This window comes from Brevibacillus parabrevis (assembly GCF_022701015.1).
GTDB lineage: Bacteria > Bacillota > Bacilli > Brevibacillales > Brevibacillaceae > Brevibacillus > Brevibacillus parabrevis.
On the sequence record NZ_CP064090.1, the window covers coordinates 3,735,275 to 3,755,765 of the forward strand.

Consider the following 20,491-nt stretch of genomic DNA (forward strand, 5'->3'; position numbering starts at 1 on the left):
GCGTAGACAGAAGCACATTTTGAATGATGGGGATTGAATAAATATGACAATAACAAGCCCACACAGCATTCTGGAAGAAGTAAAACAGTTTGCAGAAGAAGAAATCAGACCGTTTGCTGCCGAATTTGAACAACAAAAAGCGCTTTCACGCGAGCTGATCAAAAAAATGGGGGAAAAGCGCTACTTGGCTGCAAGCTTTCCAGCACAGTACGGGGGCTTGCAGCTGCACCCCCTCGAATACGGGAACCTGGTTGAAGAGATCGGAAAAGGCGCTCTGTCTGCCGCGATGCTGCTGACGGTTACGACCGGGCTGGTAGGCGAAACGCTCATCCGTTGGGGCAGCGACTACCAAAAAGCACAGTACGTGCTGCCCATCGCAAGGGGCGAGAAGGTCGGGGCTTTTGCTTTAACCGAACCGGGAGTAGGAAGCGGCGCCAAAGATGTGAAAACCTCCTACGAAAAAGCGGGCGACAAGTATCGGATTACCGGGCGCAAAAAATGGATCTCGTTTGGGGAGATCGCCGACTTTTTTATCGTCATTGCTTCCGATCCGACGACGAACGCGATCAGCGCTTTCCTCGTCGACCGCGAGCAAGAGGGTGTCCACATTCGCAAAATCGAAGGGCTGCTTTCCTGCGCAGCTTCCCAGCTTGCCGATATCGAGCTGCACGATGTGGAAGTGGACGCGGACAAGCTGATCGGCAAGGAAGGAATGGGCTTCACGGGCATTGCCAACTTCGCGCTCGACCAGGGGCGGTTTAACGTCGCCTGGATGGGCGTCGGACTGGCGCAGGAAGCCCTGGAAGTGATGGTTACGTATGCGCGCAAAAGAAACCAGTCCGGGCAGAAAATTTTCAACTTTCAACTGATCAAAGGCATCATCGGAGACGCCGTGACGAACGTTCATGCTGCTCGCTCGCTCTGCCGGGAAGCCGCTCGCATGCGCGCCGACAATCATCCGGACGCGATTGTGCAAACGACGATGGCGAAATACTTTTCCTCGGTAGTAGCCAACAAGGTTGCCTCCGATGCCGTTCAGGTGCTTGGCGCGAACGGCTGCTGCAACCTGTATCCAGTCGAACGTCTTTTCCGGGAGGCGAAAATTTTGGAGATCATTGAAGGGTCTTCGCAAATTCAGCAGCAAATCATCGCCATGCACGGCGCGAACCGCTACTATCAGCCAAAAAGGATTACGGAAGTATGAAAAAATTAGATGCCAATCAAGTCAGCGACATCATTTCTCTCAGTCCGATGCAAGAAGGGATGCTGTTTCATTACTTGAAAGAACCAGACAGCTCCCTCTATTTTGAGCAAATCAGCTTGCATGTTTCCTCGGCTGTCCATATCGCTGCATTTCAACAGGCATGGCGGCACGTCGTCTCCGTCAACGAGATGCTGCGTGCCGTTTTTCGATGGGAAGGGGTCAAAGCGCCTCTTCTCATCATCCTCAAAGAGCTGCCGGACTTTTTGCGCTATGTGGATGTATCGGCACAGGTGACCGCGGACCGCGACACGTTTGTGGCTAACCTGCTGGACGAAGATCGGGCAAACAAGTTTGATCTGCGGGAAGGTGCGTTTCGCGTCAGTTTGTACAAATTGGGAGACGAGGACTATCAGCTGATCCTGAGTCACCACCATATTTTGTTCGACGGGTGGAGCACGGGCATTCTTTTGGCTGAGTTCATGGAGACGTATCAGCAGTTGCTGGAGCAGCGCCAGCCGACCGTTGCGGCGAAGCGAAAATTCAAAGACTTTATCAAGTCGGTCCAGCAAAAAGACAAGGCAGAGCAAGAAACGTTCTGGAAAACCTATCTGAACGAAGTAAATCCGCTCTGGTTGCAAGAGATTATCCCAGCCAATCAGTCTCATGCAAGCAAGCACGCCGCGGAGAAAAAACAGGCCCGGCTGGACATTCCGCAGTCGCTTCATGCTGAAATCAAACGCCAAGGAAAACATGCGATCAGTTGCTACCTGTACGGGGCATGGGCGTTGCTCCACTATTTTTATGCAGACAGCAAAGACGTGGTTTTTGGCACGACCGTTTCGGGGAGGGAGGAGTCTCTCGATGGCATAGACAAGATGGTGGGCTTGTTTATCAATACGTTGCCGCTCCGATTGGCGATCGACCCGGACGAATCCCTCCAGGCATTTTTGGAGCGGGTGTTTGCTTCCATGAATGCCCGCAAGCAGTATGGCTCCACACCGTTGCGGGATATTAAAAAATACAGTGGACTGCCTTTTGAAAAAGAGCTGTTTGATACGGTGCTCGTCATTGAAAATTATCCGCTTCAACCGCATTCGAAAAATCGGAATTTCGTTATCGATTCCTTTTCATATAGAGAAGAAACCAATTATCCGCTCACGATCTTTATTACGTTGTGGGAGACGATCGAGCTTGTTGTCGACTACGACTGCCGCGTCTACAGCGAAGCGTTCGTGCAGGAGCTTTGTGCGCGCTACAAAATGATTTTGACGTATCTGGTGGAGCAGCCACTGGAAACGATTCGCACGGTTGACTTTCTGTTTCCCGAAGAGAAACAGAAGCTGCTGGGCGAATGGGTCAATACGAAAGTGGCTCTGCCCACGGGGAAAACGATCCATCAGCTATTCGAAGAGCAAGTGGACAAAACGCCTGAGCGCATCGCCCTGACATACGAAGGGCGTTCTTTTACGTATCGGCAAATGAATGAGCAGGCGAACCAGTTGGCGAATTTATTACAGGACGCGGGCGTTCAACCGAACCAGGTCGTGGGCTTGTTCATGGATAGGCGGCCGGAGCTGGTGATCGCGCTGCTCGGTATTTTGAAATCCGGTGGCGCTTATTTGCCGTTGGAGCCGACGCTGCCGCTGGAACGCTGCGCGACGATGCTTTCCGACGCTTGTGCCAATGTGGTGGTGTCCGTCCAGAAATTCACGGATGTGTTGGCTGGGCTTAAAACCAAGTGTCCGCTACTCCAAACCGTTGTGTGCATGGACCAGGCAGAAAGCGAAGCAGAGTACAGTCTGCGCGACTTGCAGCAATACGCTCGGGAAGTGGCGGTAACAGTCCCTCAAGCGACTTCCGATGATTTGGCATACGTGATCTATACTTCTGGATCGACCGGAGTGCCCAAGGGCGTCATGATCTCGCATGAAAACGTCGTGAATTTTCTGTACGCAATGGAACGGGAAATCGGTTTTGAACCCGAACATACCGTTCTGGCGCTCGCTGCCTACTCGTTTGATATTTTTGTCCTGGAGTCATTGGCGCCGCTCTGCTGGGGAATGAAAATGACACTGGCGAGCGATGCGGTGCTCAAGGACCCGGATGAAATCATGAAGCTGATCGAAGCTGAGTCGGTGACGATTCTCCAGGCGACGCCATCGCGGATGAAGCTGCTTGTGCAATCGGCGCGAGCGAGCAGTCTGCAGCAGATGCAAAAGATTTTGATCGGCGGAGAAGCGTTATCGGAAGATTTGTACAAATCGTTGCGCGCGATTACAAAGCAGTCTATCTACAATGTGTACGGCCCGACGGAAACGACAGTATGGTCTACGATCCAGCGGCTTGAAGAAACGATTTCTGTCGGCAAGCCGATTGCCAATGTAGGCATCTATCTTTTGTCGAATGAGAGAACGCTGCGCCCGCTTGGCTATCCGGGAGAAGTGTGCATCTTCGGGAAAGGTCTGGGGAAGGGGTACTTGAACCAGCCGCTGCTCACTGCGGAAAAGTTCATAGCCAACCCGTTTCAGCCGGGCGAGCGGTTATATTGTACGGGCGACTACGCCTATTGGCTGCCGGATGGCTCCTTGCAGTTTGTCGGGAGAAAAGACCATCAGGTCAAAATCCGCGGGCACCGCATAGAGATGGCCGAGGTGGAAAGCGCCTTGAAGGATTTTTCCCCGGTCAAAGATGTCGTCGTCATCGAAATAAAAGAAAAGAACGAGTCAGCCCTGGCTGCCTACTTGGTGGTCGACAGCGGTTTCAACTGGACAGCTTGCAAAGCGTTTCTCAAAACGAGGCTGCCGCATTACGCCATTCCGTCTGCTTGCTACCGGATACCGGAAATTCCGTACACCCGCAATTTGAAAGTGGATCGCAAAGCGTTGGTGCAAATGCAAAAAGAGCCGCTGCATTTGTTGGAACATACGATCGAGCCGAAAAGCAAGCTGGAAGCGAAGATTGCTGAGACGTGGAAAAACGTGCTGGAAATCGAGCGGGTGGGCATACACGATCGGTTTTTTGATGTCGGCGGCGACTCGATCAACGTCATCCGCTTGTGCAATGAGTTGAAAGCGGAAATGAACACGGACGTTCCGGTGCAGACCATTTTCACCTATCCGACGATTCATGAATTGGCAAACTACTTCCACGCAAAAGCAACAGGGGAGAGCCGGACGGCCAAGCCTTCAGCCGAAAAGCCCAAAGCGGCCAAGCCCCGCACTGTGGATATTCAAGACACCGATGTTGCGATCATCGGAATGGCAGGCCGATTTCCGGGAGCGGCTGACAAGGAGCAGTTTTGGCGCAATCTCGTCAGCGGCAACGAGGCAATCAAGTTTTACAGCGATGAAGAAATGGAAGCGCTCGGCATCGATCGCGAACTGTGGAACAATCCGCATTATGTCAAGGCGAAAGGAAAGCTCGACGATATCGATTGCTTTGACGCCGAGTTTTTTGGCTATACCGTAGCGGAAGCCGAGTGGATGGACCCGCAAATTCGCTTGCTGCATGAGTGCGCGTGGCATGCCCTGGAGGATGCGGGGTACGAGCCGGAAGCGTATCCAGGCTCTATCGGTTTGTACGTCGGCTCTGCCTACAATATTTACTGGGTGCCGGAGACGTTCTCTCCATCGCTTTACGCTTCTGAGCAATACCAAATTTATCACGTCAACAGCAATTCGTTCGCGACGCTGATTGCTTACCGGATGAATTTGCGCGGGCCAGCGATCACTGTCCAGGCAGCCTGCTCGACTTCGCTCGTGGCAGTTGATCGGGCTTACAAGGACTTGCTTTTTGGAGACTGCGACATCGCCGTTGCAGGGGCGGCTGCGGTTACTTTGCTGGATGAAGCCGGATATGTCCATCAGGAGGGGATGGTTTTATCCAAAGACGGACATTGCCGCGCCTTTGACAAGAAAGCGACCGGGACTGTCACCGGAAACGGGGTTGGGCTAGTCGTCTTAAAACGTCTCAAAGATGCGCTGGCAGATGGAGATCATATTTACTCTGTTTTGAAGTCCACGGCTGTCAATAATGACGGAAACCGCAAAGTGGGCTATTCGGCTCCAAGTGCGGAAGGACAAGCGGCCGTGATTCAAAAAGCGATCGAACGGTCCGGGATCGAAGCGGCGCAGATTCACTATGTCGAAGCGCATGGAACGGGAACGGCATTGGGCGATCCTGTTGAAGTGGAAGGGCTCAAACTGGCCTTCGACACGGACAAGAAAAATTACTGCGGGCTCGGCTCCGTCAAAACGAATATCGGGCATCTGGAAGCGGCGGCAGGGATTGCCGGACTGATGAAAACATCGCTCGCGCTCAAAAACCGGATGATCCCGCCGACGATCAATTGCGAAGAGGTCAATGGGCAGATCGATTTCGAAAATTCCCCGTTTTACCTCAATACACAGCTGCTCGATTTGCAAAACGAAGACATGTTTCCGCTGCGGGCAGGCGTCAGTTCATTCGGGCAAGGAGGCAGCAACGCTCATGTGATTTTGGAGGAAGCGCCGCCAGCGATCGAGACGCCAGCGAAAAGGCGGTACCAAATGATCGCGTTGTCCGCTCACAGCGAGGCAGCGTTGAAAGAGATGAAGGGACGGATTGGCGAGCGGTTCAAGCGCGACGACAGCATCCAGCTGGCCGATGCCGCCTATACGCTGAAGGTAGGGCGCAAACGTTTTTCGCACCGCTCTGTCTTGCTTTGCACAGAAGTGCGGGAAGCGATTGAAGTTTTGACGGACAAAAACTCCCGGAAATCATGGGATTTTGTCGCTTCCGAGCAAAGCCCTGCGCTTGTGTTCATGTTTTCGGGGCAAGGTGCGGAATATGTGAATATGGCCTTGGATCTGTACCGTCACGAGCCGCTTTTCCGCGAGAAGCTGGATGAATGCTTCGCGATTTTGCAAAACATCTCGGGTGTCCGCTATCAGGACTATTTGTACCCCGACCAGCCTGACGATCAGATAGCGCGGGAGATACACAGGCAGAGCGTTTCCCAACCGCTGCATTTTGCCATCGAGTATTCGTTGGCCTGGATGCTGATGGAGTGGGGCGCTGCCCCGTCGAACATGATCGGATACAGCATCGGCGAGTATGTTGCCGCGTGCATAGCCGGAGTTTTCTCGCTGGAAGACGCTCTGGTTTTGACTTACCACAGAGGCAGGCTCATGGAAAAACTCCCGGAAGGCGTCATGCTGACGGTTCCTTTGGCGGAGGAAGCTTTGCTTTCCATCTTGCCGCATGAGCTGTCGATTGCAGCCGTGAACGAGGAATCGTGTATTGTCGCTGGAAGCAAGGAGGACATCAGCCGATTCGAAGCCGCGTTGAAGGAGCAAAAGGTCATCAGCATGCGGCTCGCTATTTCCCACGCGGGGCATTCTAACATGCTGGATTCGATGCTGGCAGAATTTGGCGAATACGTACAGAACGTTTCGTTCCAGCCGCCTGTGCTGCCGTTTGTGTCCAGCTTGACGGGCAATCCGATTACGCCAGAGGAAGCGGTCGATCCGGGCTACTGGGTGCGGCATTTGCGCGAGCCTGTCCGCTTTGTGGCAGGGTTGCAAAAGCTGGCGCAGCAGGAGCATACGTTATTTATCGAGATTGGGCCGGGGCGAAATCTTTGCATGCTCGCCCAGCGGTTTTTGCGCCCTGAGCGCAACCAAAAGCTGCTCGATACGATCCGGGTGGAGCGAAAGCAAGTGGCGGACGACGAACAGCTTTTGAAGACGGTGGCGCAATTGTGGCTGTATGGGGTCGACCTGGACTGGAAACGGTTTTACGACGGCGAACGGCGCAGAAGAATTTCTTTGCCGGGATACCCGTTTGCGAAAAAGCGTTACTGGAACCATGCGTTTCGTTTTGACACCAGCCAGTTTGGCAAACGGGCGAAAGGCAAGCGCTTGGCAAGTGCAGCGCTACAGTCCGCGGCATCGCTCTCGTTTTCGCCTGCGCATTCGCAGGAGCGACTGTCTGGACAGGTGGCCGAATCCGCTCCAGTCGTTCATACGTTTGCAAGCGAAGAGGGAAGCGTGATCTCGCGGTTAGTAGGGGAGATCATCGGCGGTCCGAATGTAGGGGAAGACGAGGACTTGTTTGAAGCGGGATTTGACTCGCTCAAGGTTGTATCGTTTATTTCCAAGCTTGTGGATGCGTTCCAGGTGCAACTGACGATGCACGAGGTGTTCGCGCATCCGACGATCCGCGAGCTGGTGCCGCTCATTCGGCAAAAAGCGCCGCAGGCGGCTGTCGTGATTCCGAAAGCGGCAGAAGCGCCGTACTATCCGGCTTCGTCCCAGCAAAAACGGCTGTATGCGTTGCAGCAGTTTGACGAAACGAGCACGGCGTACAACATTCCGGGCGTATTTTTGCTGCACGGGTCTGTCGACCGGGAGCGGATGCAGGCTGCGTGTGAAGGGGTGCTGCAGCGGCATGAGGCGTTCCGGACTTATTTTGAGCTGGACGGGCAGGAGTTGGTGCAGAGGATTGTTGCGGTTGCTTCGCCCTTTGCGCTTGAATGGCGGGAGATGCCGGGCGCGAGCGTGGAAGAAGCGATGGAAGGCTTCATTCGTCCGTTCTCGCTGCACGAAGCGCCTTTGCTGCGGATTCGCCTGGTGAGCGTAGGCACTGACCGCCACGTCATGCTGATTGACATGCACCACATTATTTCCGACGGACTGTCGATTGAACGGCTGGTCAGCGATTTCCTCGCTTATTACGACGGGCAGACGCTGGCGGAGCCGAAGCGGCAGTACAAAGACTTCGCCGTCTGGCAACAAAGCCGGGATGCAGCCGATTGGCAAAAGGAAGCGGACTTCTGGCTGCAGCAGTACAGGGACGGCTACGAAACGCTCGATTTGCCAACCGATTACCGCCGCCCACCGATCAAGCATTTTGCTGGCGACCTGAGGCGGTTTGTGTGGACGGACGAGCAAGCGTCTGCGCTCCGCGAATTTTGCCGCACGCAGCAGTTGACGCCGTACATGCTGCTGTTCGGGTGCTTCTCGATCCTGCTGGCGAAATACAGCGGGCAGCAAGCAATCATGGTTGGAACGCCAGTGGGCGGACGCATTGGCGCGGAGACTGAAGAAACGGTCGGGGCTTTCGTTAATACACTGGCGCTGCGGAGCTATCCGGCAGGGGAAAAGCGCGTAGTCGACTACTTGCAGGAGTTGAAAGCGTACTGCTTGCAAGCGTTTGAGCACCAGACGTACCCGTTTGAAGAGCTGGTGCAGCAGGTGGAAAAAGAGAGAGACCTCAGCCGCAACCCGTTGTTTGACACGATGTTCGCGTGGGAGCAGCGCGATCGCAGCCAACTGCGCATTCGCGGGCTGGACGTGCAACGCCAGGATATCCACAGCGGCATCGCCAAGTTTGACCTGATGTTGCAAGCGTGGGAAGAGCAAGGGCAGATGGGGTTTGCGCTGGAGTACGCGACGGCGTTGTTTGCCGCCTCTACGGTGGAGCGCATGGGCAAGCATTATACGCAAATTCTTCAAGAAATTTTGCAGGCGCCTGAGCAACTGATCAAGGAAATTCGCTTGATTTCAGCCGAGGAAGAACAACTGCTGCGGGACGGCTTCAACCAGACGCGTGTAGATGAGGACTGGAGCCGCAGCGTGGTGGCGCTCATCGAAGAGCAGGCAAGCGTGCGCGGCGACGAGCAAGCGGTGATATGCGAAGGGCAGAGCCTGACCTATCGCGAGCTGAACGAGCGAGCGAATCAGGTGGCACGCTTTTTGCTCGATCACGGTTGCGAGAAAAACCAGATCGTAGGGATTGTGGCGGAACGCTCCTTGGCGATGATCATCGGGCTGCTGGCGATTGAAAAGGCAGGCGCGGCCTACTTGCCAATCGACCCCGCCACGCCACCCGAGCGGATTCAGTATTTGCTCGAAGACAGCGGCGCTCGTCTCGTATTGACCCAAACAAAGCTGATTGAGCAAATTGCTTTTACAGATTCTGCTGAGATTGCCGTCTACGATTTGGAAGACGAAGCGCAGTACGCCAGCTATGAGCGCACTAACCCGGGTGTACCGCTTTTGCCGGATGACCTGGCGTATGTGCTCTACACATCCGGCTCCACAGGCCAGCCAAAAGGAGTCATGCTAACGCACGGCGGCATGTCCAACCGCTTGTGCTGGATGGCGGCGCATTACAGCATGGACGAACAGGAAGTCGTGCTGCAAAAGACGACCTATACGTTTGACGTCTCCGTCTGGGAGCTGTTTTTGCCGCTCATGATCGGAGGGATACTCTGCTTCGCCAAACCAGGCGGAGAAAAAGACCCCGAGTATCTCTATCGTCTCATCGACGAACAAAAAGTGACAACGCTGCACTTTGTACCGTCCATGCTGGCAGCGTTTCTCCACACCTTGCCGGACAACGCGGATGAAGCTTCCTTTTCTCGCCTCAAGCGCTGCATTTGCAGCGGCGAAGAGCTAAGCATCGAAGTGAAGGACCGCTTCTTCCGAAAAATGCCGGGAGTAGAGCTGCACAACCTGTACGGCCCTACCGAGGCGTCAATTGACGTGACGTTCTATGAAGTGCGGGCAGAAGATCGGCTAATTCCGATCGGCAAGCCAGTAGCGAACACCCGACTGTACATCGTCACCGAAGAAGGCGGCTTAGCACCGATTGGCGTGCCGGGAGAGCTGTGCATCGCTGGTATCCAGCTGGCAAAAGGCTACCTCAACCGCCCGGAACTGACCGCAGAAAAATTCAGGGAACTGCCGCTGCTTCCCGGAGAACGGTTGTACTTCACGGGCGACCTGGCCCGTTGGCTGGAAGACGGAAACATTGCCTACTTGGGCAGAAAAGACACGCAAATCAAGCTGCGCGGTTTCCGAATTGAACTAGGAGAAATCGAGTCAGCGATCCAGTCCTATACAGACAAGATCGAGACGGTTGTCGTGGTCAGCCAGGGAACACAAGCGGAGAGCAAGGTGCTGTGCGCGTTTTTCAGCGCGACGGAGAAGGTCGACATTGGCAAGCTGAAAGCACATTTGCAGCGGCATCTGCCTGCTTACATGGTTCCGGTGCACTATCAGCAGCTCGCTGCGCTTCCGCATACGTCCAGCGGCAAGATCGACAGAAAAGCTTTGCCACGCATAACGGCGAGCGACGATGGGGATATGGCCGCGTCGGAAATGTTGGCGGGGGAAGATGGGCAGCTTCTTGCTTCTATTTTCAAAGAGACATTGGGCATCGAGAACATTTCCTCTAGCGCTCACTTTTTTGAGTTGGGAGGCAATTCGCTCGCCGCAATTGTGTTGAAAGCGAAAATTTCCGCCGCCTTCCAGGTGCAGCTGACGATGCAAGAGGTGTTCGCGCATCCGACGATCCGGGAGCTGGTGCCGCTCATTCGGCAAAAAGCGCCGCAGGCGGCTGTCGTGATTCCAAAAGCGGCGGAAGCGCCGTACTATCCGGTTTCCTCCCAGCAAAAACGGCTGTATGCGTTGCAGCAGTTTGACGAAACGAGCACGGCTTACAACATTCCGGGCGTATTTTTGCTGCACGGGGCTGTCGACCGGAAGCGGATGCAGGCTGCGTGCGAAGGCTTGCTACAACGGCATGAGGCGTTGCGGACGTATTTTGAGTTGAACGGGCAAGAGTTGGTGCAAAAGATTGTTGCGGCTGTTCCGAGTGGTTTGGCAGTTTTGGGTGATTCGGCAGTTCCGAGTGCGTTGGCCGCTCCGAGTGCTTCGGCTACTCCGAGTGTTTCGGCAGTTCCGAGTGCGTTGGCTGCTCCGAGTGTTTCGGCAGTTCCAGGTGATTCGGTTGCTCCGAGTGCTTCGGCAGTTCCGGGTGCTTCGGCAGTTCTGGGTGCTTCGGTTGCTCCGAGTGGTTTGGCAGTACCGGGTGCTTCGGCTACTCCGAGTGCCCCGGCTGCTCTGACTACTTCTGCTACTCCGCCCTTTGCGCTTGAATGGCGGGAGATGCCGGGCGCGAGCGTGGAAGAAGCAATGGAAGGCTTCATTCGTCCGTTCTCGCTGCACGAAGTGCCTTTGCTGCGGATTCGCCTGGTGAGCATTGCGCCCGACCGCCACGTCATGCTGATCGACATGCACCACATCATTTCCGACGGATTGTCAATTGAACGACTGGTCAGCGATTTTCTCGCTTATTACGACGGACAGACGCTGGCGGAGCCGAAGCGGCAGTACAAAGACTTCGCTGTCTGGCAACAAAGCCGGGACGCAGCCGATTGGCAAAAGGAAGCGGACTTCTGGCTGCAGCAGTACAGGGACGGCTACGAAACGCTCGATTTGCCAACCGATTACCGCCGTCCGCCGATCAAGCATTTTGCTGGCGACCTGAGGCGGTTTGTGTGGACGGACGAGCAAGCGTCTGCGCTCCGCGAATTTTGCCGCGCACAGCAGTTGACGCCGTACATGCTGCTGTTCGGTTGCTTCTCGATCCTGCTGGCGAAATACAGCGGGCAGCAAGCAATCATGGTCGGGACTCCGGTTGGTGGACGGATCGGCGCGGAAACCGAAGAGACGGTTGGGGCTTTTGTCAATACGCTGGCGCTGCGCAGCTACCCGGCAGGGGAAAAGCGCGTAGTCGACTACTTGCAAGAGCTGAAAGCGTATTGCTTGCAAGCGTTTGAGCACCAGACATACCCGTTTGAAGAGCTGGTGCAGCAGGTGGAAAAAGAAAGAGACCTCAGCCGCAACCCGTTGTTTGACACGATGTTCGCGTGGGAGCAGCGCGATCGCAGCCAATTGCGCATTCGCGGACTGGATGTGCAGCGCCAGGACATTCACAGCGGCATCGCCAAGTTTGACCTGATGTTGCAAGCGTGGGAAGAGCAAGGGCAGATGGGGTTTGCGCTGGAGTACGCGACGGCGTTGTTTGCCGCCTCTACGGTGGAGCGCATGGGCAAGCATTATACGCAAATTCTTCAAGAAATTTTACAGGCTCCTGAGCAGCCGATTAAAGAAATTCGCTTGATTTCTGCGGAGGAAGAACAACTGCTGCGGGATGGCTTCAACCAGACGCAGGTGGATGAGGACTGGAGCCGCAGCGTGGTGGCGCTCATCGAAGCGCAGGCAAAAGAGCGTGGCGCCGAGCAAGCAGTGATATGCGAAGGGGAGAGACTGACTTATCGCGAGCTGAACGAACGTGCGAATCAAGTAGCGCGGTTCTTGCTTGAGCAAGGCTGCGAGAAAAACGAGATCGTCGGCATCATGGCGGAACGCTCCTTGGCGATGATCATCGGGCTGCTGGCGATTGAAAAGGCAGGCGCGGCCTACTTGCCAATCGACCCCGCCACGCCAGCCGAACGGATTCAGTATTTGCTCGAAGACAGCGGCGCTCGTCTCGTATTGACCCAAACAAAGCTGATCGAGCAAATGACTTTTACAGATTCTGCTGAGATTGCCGTCTACGATTTGGAAGACGAAGCGCAGTACGCCAGTTATGAACGCACAAACCCCGGTGTACCGCTTTTGCCGGATGACCTGGCGTATGTGCTCTACACATCCGGCTCCACAGGCCAGCCAAAAGGAGTCATGCTAACGCACGGCGGCATGTCCAATCGCTTGTGCTGGATGGCGGCGCATTACGGCATGGACGAAAACGAGATCGTGCTGCAAAAGACGACCTATACGTTTGACGTTTCGGTATGGGAGCTATTTTTGCCGCTCATGATCGGAGGGATACTCTGCTTCGCCAAACCAGGCGGAGAAAAAGACCCCGAGTATCTGTATCGTCTCATCGACGAACAAAAAGTGACAACGCTGCACTTTGTACCGTCCATGCTGGCAGCGTTTCTCCACACCTTGCCGGAGAACGCGGACGAAGCTTCCTTTTCCCGCCTCAAGCGCTGCATTTGCAGCGGCGAAGAGCTAAGCATCGAAGTGAAGGACCGCTTCTTCCGAAAAATGCCGGAAGTAGAGCTGCACAACTTGTACGGCCCCACCGAGGCGTCGATTGACGTGACGTTCTATGAAGTGCAGGCAGAAGATCGGCTAATTCCGATCGGCAAACCAGTAGCGAATACCCGCCTGTACATCGTCACCGAAGAAGGCGGCTTGGCGCCGATTGGCGTGCCGGGAGAGCTGTGCATCGCTGGCATCCAGTTGGCAAAAGGCTACCTCAACCGCCCGGAGCTGACCGCAGAAAAATTCAGGGAACTGCCGCTGCTCCCCGGAGAACGGTTGTACTTCACGGGCGACCTGGCCCGTTGGCTGGAAGACGGAAACATTGCCTACTTGGGTAGAAAAGACACGCAAATCAAGCTGCGCGGTTTCCGGATTGAACTGGGGGAGATCGAATCGGCGATCCAGTCCTATACAGACAAGATCGAGACGGTTGCCGTGGTCAGCCAGGGAACACAAGCGGAGAGCAAAATGCTTTGCGCGTATTACAGCGCGACAGAACAGATCGATTCAGGCCAGCTACAGGCGTATTTGCAGCGGCACTTGCCCGTTTACATGGTTCCGCTGCACTATCAGCAGCTCGCTTCGCTTCCGCATACGTCCAGTGGAAAAATCGACAGAAAGGCGCTTTCCCGCATGCCATTGAACGTGGAAAAGGAAAGAGCCGTTCTGCCCAAAACCGAGCAGGAAAAACAACTGTCGCTGATCTGGAAAGAAGTGCTGCAAATCGAGAAGGTCAGCATCCGTGACGACTTTTTCCAGCTCGGAGGAAACTCGCTCAGCGTCATCCACTTGCACAAGCGCTTGACGGAGCAGCTCGATCCAACTATTTCGATCGCCAATCTGTACCGATATCGCACCATCGAATCTTTCTTGGCTTACACGAGTCAGAAGGCGCACGCAGGCAAGTCGCAAACGGTGACAGTGCCGGAACGCAAAGAGCGATTGCTGCAAGGCAATGCCAAACGATCACAGCGACTATCAAAAAGAAAAGGGACAAATAGCGATGAGTAAACAAGTAAACGGACTTGAGATTGCCATTATCGGCATGTCGGGAAGATTTCCGGGAGCGCTGGACATCGCAGGCTTTTGGCGCAATCTGGTCAATGGCACAGAAACGATCGCGTTTTTCTCCCGGGAAGAACTGGAAAAGAGCGGCATCGACCCGGAGCTGCTCGCCCATCCAGACTATGTTCCGGCAAAAGGCTACCTGGAGAACAGCGAATATTTCGACGCCTCCTTTTTCAACTATTCACCGCTTGAAGCAGAGGTCATGGACCCGCAGGTGCGCATTTTTCACGAATGCGTTTGGGAAGCGCTTGAAGATGCGGGTTATTGCACTGACACGTACTCTGGTTTGATCGGTCTGTACGCGGGAGCTGCCAGCAGTCTTTACTGGCAGTCCCTCGCTTTTTTGTCAGAGAGCGCCCAACTGCTCGGTCCGTTTTCGGCCAACCAGCTCGCAAACAAAGATTTTATGTCGATGCAGATTGCCCATCGGCTGAATTTGAAAGGGCCGAGCATGACCGTCAACACGGCATGCTCGACATCGCTTGTCGCGGTCCATCTCGCTGCGCAGGCATTGCTGAACGGCGAGTGCGACCTTGCTCTGGCTGGGGGTGTCAGCATCTCCTTGCCGTTGAAGTCCGGCTACCAGTATCAGGAGGGCATGATCCTGTCGCCGGACGGGCACTGCAAGCCGTTTGACGCAGATAGTCAAGGCTCCGTGCCAGGCAATGGGGCAGGGGTTGTCGTCTTGAAGCGCTATGAAGAAGCAATCGCGGACGGAGATCACATTTATGCAGTCATCAAAGGTTCCGCGATCAACAACGACGGAGATCGGAAAAGCGCCTACACGGCTCCAAGCGTGGAAGGGCAAGTCGAGGTGATTCAGACGGCCCAGCAATTGGCCGAGGTAGATTTTGCCGACATTCACTTTGTCGAGACGCACGGCACAGGAACCGTACTCGGCGATCCGATTGAGCTGGAAGCATTGCGCACGGCTTTTGCCAGCGAGGAAGGCACGTGCCTGATCGGCTCGGTCAAGTCCAATATCGGCCACCTCGACGCAGCGGCAGGAGTTGCAGGGCTCATCAAGGCAACGCTCAGTTTGCAGCATAAGTTACTGCCGCCGACTTTGCACTTTCAAAAGCTGAATCCGAAAATTGACTTGTCTGACTCGCCCTTTGAGATCAATGCCAGGCTGTTCGATTTGACTGCCATCCAAGACACATTGCGGGCCGGAGTAAGCTCTTTCGGAATCGGCGGCACAAACGCCCATGTCATCCTGGAGGAAGCGCCGCCGCTGCCTAAGTCCGCGAAGGGCAGAGACTCGCAGCTTATCCTGCTTTCGGCGAAAAGTGAAACCGCCCTGGACCAGTCCAGCCTGAATTTGCTCGACTATATCCGTAAAAACCCGGATGTTTCCTTGGCAGATTTGGCGTTTACTCTCCAGGTTGGAAGAAAGGCTTTCGAGCACAGGCGCTTTGTCGTCGCCAGCCATACGGATGAATTGACTGAGGTTTTGCAGTCCGTTGGAAACGAAACAGGAAAGCGCTCGCGGAAGCTGTTTACAAGCGTTGTCGAGCAGGCCGACAAGAAAATCGTCTTCATGTTTCCGGGGCTGGGCAATCAATACGTGGAGATGGGCCTCGGGCTGTACCGATCTGAGCCGTTGTTCCGCAAAGAGCTGGATCACTGCTTTGCGATACTCGACCGTTACTTGGATGTGCCGAGCAAGGAGTGGTTCTTTCCACAAACGGATCGCGAGCAGGCCATGCAAAAAATCAGGCAGATCGACACCAGCCAGCTTGTAGTCTTCATATTCGAGTACGCTCTCGGCAAGTATCTGATGGAGCTAGACGTCAAGCCTGATTATATGATCGGCTACAGCTTCGGGGAATTTGCGGCCGCCTGCCTGGCAGGGGTGTTTGCGCTAGAGGACGCCATTCGCGTGATTATCCGAAGAGGCCAGCTCATCAAGCAGACCGAAGAGGGAGCCATGCTGAGCGTCCCGCTGACAGAAGCAGAGCTTTTGCCATTGCTTCCGGAAACGCTCTCCTTGTGCATCGTCAACGGGCCGTCTTGTGTCGTCGGAGGAACGAGAGCAGCGGTGGAGCAGTTTGAGGAACAGCTGAAGTCCCAAAAACAGCTAGGCATTCGCCTGGACACTGCCCATGCGCTGCACTCGGCTTTAATGGAGCCGATCAGACAGGCGTTCGAGGAGGAGATGCGGCAGATTCAGTTACATCCGCCTCATATCTCGTTTATTTCCAATATGACCGGGGAGTGGATCACGGCTGAACAGGCAACAGACCCTGGCTACTGGGCGAGACAGCTGACGGACCCGATCCGCTTTGCTCGCGGTCTGCAACACATTTTGCAAGAAGACGCGCTAACTTTTGTCGAAGTGGGACCAGACCGGAATCTGAGTGCTCTGCTGCGCTATTTTGTTCAACGCGACTCGGCCCATACGATTCTCAATATCATCCGAAATCCGCAGGAAAAAGTAGACGACCTGTATTACTTGTACACCCGTCTGGGCCAACTGTGGGGAGCAGGCCATACTGTCGACTGGACAAAGCTGTACCAGTCCGAGAAGCGAAACAGACTTTCCTTGCCGACTTATCCGTTTGAGCGTGACTATCATTGGCTGGACGGCAATCCGTTTCACATGCTGCACGACAAGCAAGCATCCGCGAAAAAGAACTTGCAAAAGAAGCCGCAGATCGAGGATTGGTTTTATGCCCCTCTTTGGCAGCAAAAAGTGTTGCCGCTTGCCGCTCAGCCGCCAGCTCACCAAACGTATCTCGTCTTCGCCAATCGGGACTCGCTTTGCGACGAGCTGATTCGCCAGCTGTCGTCTGCCGGACAAGTTCCCATCGTCGTTTACAGCGGTGCGGAATTTGCCGCGAGCAGTCAAGGATATGTGGTAAATCCGGCTTCTTCCGCGGATTACGAAAATCTTTTTGCCAGCATGCAAGAGCAAAAGCTGCGAATCGACCATGTGCTGCATTTGTGGAGCGCCGGACAAAAGCCGAGCGCCCCTCTGGATGTGTTTGCCTTGCACAAGACGCAGCAAACAGGCTTTTACAGCGTCATGCATACAGCGCGAGGCTTGCAGCGCCTGGACAGGCACAGAGTCGTCCGCATGGCAGTCGTGACGAATGAAGCCGTGGCTGTGACCGGACAGGAGACGCTGTTTCCCGAGCACTCGCCGCTGATTGGGTTAGGGCACGTCATTCCCCAAGAGATGCACAACATCCGCCAGCTGACCGTTGATATTTCGACCGCCGAGCTCGAAGCCGGGGAAGCTGCCAAACAGATGGCCCAGATGCTGCTGGAAGAGCTTGCGCACGAGTCGGCAGATCGGTTGGTCGCGTACCGTCATTTCCAGCGCTGGGTTCCAAGTTATCAGCCTGTCAAGGTGACAGAGCCGAAGACAGAGCCTTTTCGCCAAAACGGCGTTTATGTAATTACCGGGGGCGCAGGCATGATCGGCTGGATGATCGGCAGCTATTTGGCCAAGCATTATCAGGCGACGATTGCCATCATTCAACGATCATTCCCGGTGAAGCAGGAATGGGCAGCATGGCTTGCCGAGCACGGAGAAAAGGACGAGCGAAGCATGCGCATCCGCGAAATGCTCGACGCAGAGCAAGCGGGAGCCACTATCGAGGTTTACCGGGCGCAAGTCGACGACTATTTGCAGATGTCCAATGCGATAGCCGAGATCGAAGCCGCTCACGGGACGATCCATGGCGTCTTCCATTGCGCAGCGAACATGGGAGATCACTTTTTCCATGCGATTGACCAGCTGGACGAGGGGCTTTGCCAGGCGATTTTTCAGCCGAAAATGGACGGGGTGCTCGTCCTCGATCAAGTATTGGAGCAAAAATCACTTGATTTTTGTCTGCTTATGTCCTCGACAGCGGCTGTGCTGGGCGGGTATGGCTTTGCTGCGTATGCGGCGGCGAATGTGTTCATGGATGCCTATACGATCAAGCGAAACAGACAGCGCAGCGTGAAATGGAAAACGATTGACTGGGAAGCATGGCGGAGCCGTGAGAAAGCGGCGGCGAGGTATCAGTCTTCGATCGGCGATCTGGCCATGACGCCGGAAGAAGGGATCGAAGCTCTCCGCAGAGTATTATCAATAGATCGCTTGCACCATCTTGTGCATTCCCCCGGTGATTTGGAAGCGCGGCTGGATCAGTGGATACGGTTCCTGGAGCAGCCCGCAGGAAAAGCCAATGCTGTCGCCATGCCGAAAAGCGCTCGCCAAAAACGGAAAAGCACTTCCGCGATGGTCGACTATGAAAAGCCGTCCAATCACGTCGAACAAAGAATCGCAGAAATTTGGGAGACGTTTTTGGGGATTGAGGAGATCAGCACCAACGACAACTTTTTTGAGTTGGGTGCCACCTCTTTGACATTGATTCGCATCAAATCGCTTCTGGAAGAACAGTTCCACAAGCCGATCCCGATTGTCGACCTGTTTGCCAATCCGACCATTGCCAGCTTGGCGAAAAGCATCCAGGCAGGTGAAACCGGAACAGGCGATGAAGGCGAGGCAACAAGGCTGAAAGAGCGGGAAGTCGCCGGAAGGGAGCTTTTGGCCAGACAAGCAGAGCTGAGAAAGAGAGAGTGAGAACGAGAACGAGCTAATCCATGGGCATGTAAACGGTCAAGACGTTTTCCCCATTTAACCAAAAAGGTGATTAACTGTGAGCGCAATCTTAGATATCATTCCCCTTCACCACGATTCACGAAACTGCAAAGAGGACACCATCGTTACCGTCGCCACTTGGTGGAAGCGTGACTACGCCTTGATGTTTTTGGAATCGTGGGGATTTGCATTTGATCAAACGCAATGGAAACAATCAGGGAAGCTGTACCAGAGCATTACGCCAGGCATCGGAGACATGTTGAACTTACTCAGGCACCTTCACGGCATCGAAATCTTTGTTAAGGGGAGTGTATCCTTGCAGGACACAGTCGCTTTGGTGGAAAGCGAGCTGCAAGAATCAAGGCCGGTTGCCATCGATTTGGATTCTTATTACTGCCCGTGGAGCCACGGCTATCAGAAGTACCACTCGATTCATACGTGTTTGATCGTAGGAGCAGACAAGGCCAGCCAGACTTATACGCTGGTAGATTGCTTTTACGAAAGGCAAAACGTCACGATTTCGATCGCGGATTGTTTTCGGCAAGAGTGCCGAGGGATCGCGCTTTTCCGCAAGCTGCCAGAACATGAGCAAGCCTTCGACTGGAAACAGACGATCCTGTATGCGCTGAAACAAACGCTGTATCGGGAGCGAGAGGCGACTGCTTTTGAGAAGATGCGAGAGTTTGCCGATGTGTTGCAGCAGTTGCCAACAGTCGCTGGCGAGTTTAACGATTCGCAGCAAGTATGGATGTCGCCGCTCTTGTCCATCTTGCACGCAATCAGCAACGGCAGAAAGCATTTTGCCTCTGCCTTGCAATATGTGCATGACCGCTTTCAAATAGACAGCCTTGCTCCACTGATCCAGGACTTGACTTACTCGGCGGCTCAGTGGAGCACGGTGCTGTCCATGCTGACGAAAGCGTATTATCAATCGGGCGACAGCAAGCTGATTCAGCGGGCGGCCAGCAAAGTCCGGATGGTTGCCGAACTGGAGGAAAAGGTTGCCGATCAACTGCAAAACATCTGCGGAGAGAGGCCCCATCATCTGGCGGACGACAAGCGCGAGCGATCGAAAGCGGGTGCGGGCTATAGCAGGATGACGTTCATCGACCTGGCTGATTCCTGCAATAACAAAGGGTTCAGTCATGTGGCTGCGTCTGCTTGTACCGCCGATTTGACGCTGATGGGCGAGGTTTTCTTGCTAGAGGATGTGCCGGAGCAACCGATCTGGAATGTAAACGGGATGGAGTTTTCTTTGCCTGCGCTTGCGGAAAACAGAAACGATAACATCTCCTGCGCGGGACAAGAGATCAACGTCCCGGAAGGCTACTATTCCAGCCTGCTGATCTTGGGCTGCTCAGAGTGCGGGAGCTACACGGAGAGAATCGAGATTTTGTACGAGGACAACGTCGTCAGATACATTCCGATTCAATTTACCGACTGGTATATGGAGCCGATGTTCGGGGAAACAACCGCATGGGTAGGCAAGGGCGCGGCGCGAAGAGAGGGCCAGGTGGAAATCCTCGATTTTCCGGTCAGACTGCTGGTGCAGCAATACTATTTGAATCCGAGCCGAAAAATGCTGCGGATCAAATTGCCTGATTGCCCCAATATACATATTTTTGCCATGACCTTGATGGCAAAGGGATAAGCATAGCTTGTCAAACCGCCACCCTTGGTGGACAAGCAATTTTGGCTTGATTTGGCCAGCCGCCTGGAAAAGAAACGGGGAGAAAA

4 protein-coding genes are annotated in these 20,491 nt (G+C 54.5%); all 4 read left to right on the top strand.

Annotated features, from left to right (window positions below; all coding sequences use genetic code 11):
* The first annotated feature begins 43 nt into the window (after positions 1-43).
* The 4 genes from IRJ17_RS17820 (at position 44) to IRJ17_RS17835 (ending at position 20,405) form a co-directional block, all read left to right on the top strand.
* Complete coding sequence (locus IRJ17_RS17820; RefSeq protein WP_122966458.1) at positions 44-1,204, top strand: acyl-CoA dehydrogenase family protein; 1,161 nt, start codon at positions 44-46, stop codon at positions 1,202-1,204.
* On the top strand, positions 1,201-14,100 hold the full coding sequence (locus IRJ17_RS17825; RefSeq protein WP_242771313.1) for a non-ribosomal peptide synthetase/type I polyketide synthase: 12,900 nt from the start codon (positions 1,201-1,203) through the stop codon (positions 14,098-14,100). The genes IRJ17_RS17820 and IRJ17_RS17825 overlap by 4 nt, the downstream gene beginning before the upstream one ends.
* A complete protein-coding gene (locus tag IRJ17_RS17830; RefSeq protein ID WP_242771316.1) occupies positions 14,093-18,736 on the top strand; it encodes a type I polyketide synthase in 4,644 nt (1,547 codons plus the stop codon). The genes IRJ17_RS17825 and IRJ17_RS17830 overlap by 8 nt, the downstream gene beginning before the upstream one ends.
* 76 nt (positions 18,737-18,812) lie before the next feature.
* On the top strand, positions 18,813-20,405 hold the full coding sequence (locus IRJ17_RS17835; protein WP_173599522.1) for a BtrH N-terminal domain-containing protein: 1,593 nt from the start codon (positions 18,813-18,815) through the stop codon (positions 20,403-20,405).
* Positions 20,406-20,491: the final 86 nt, after the last annotated feature.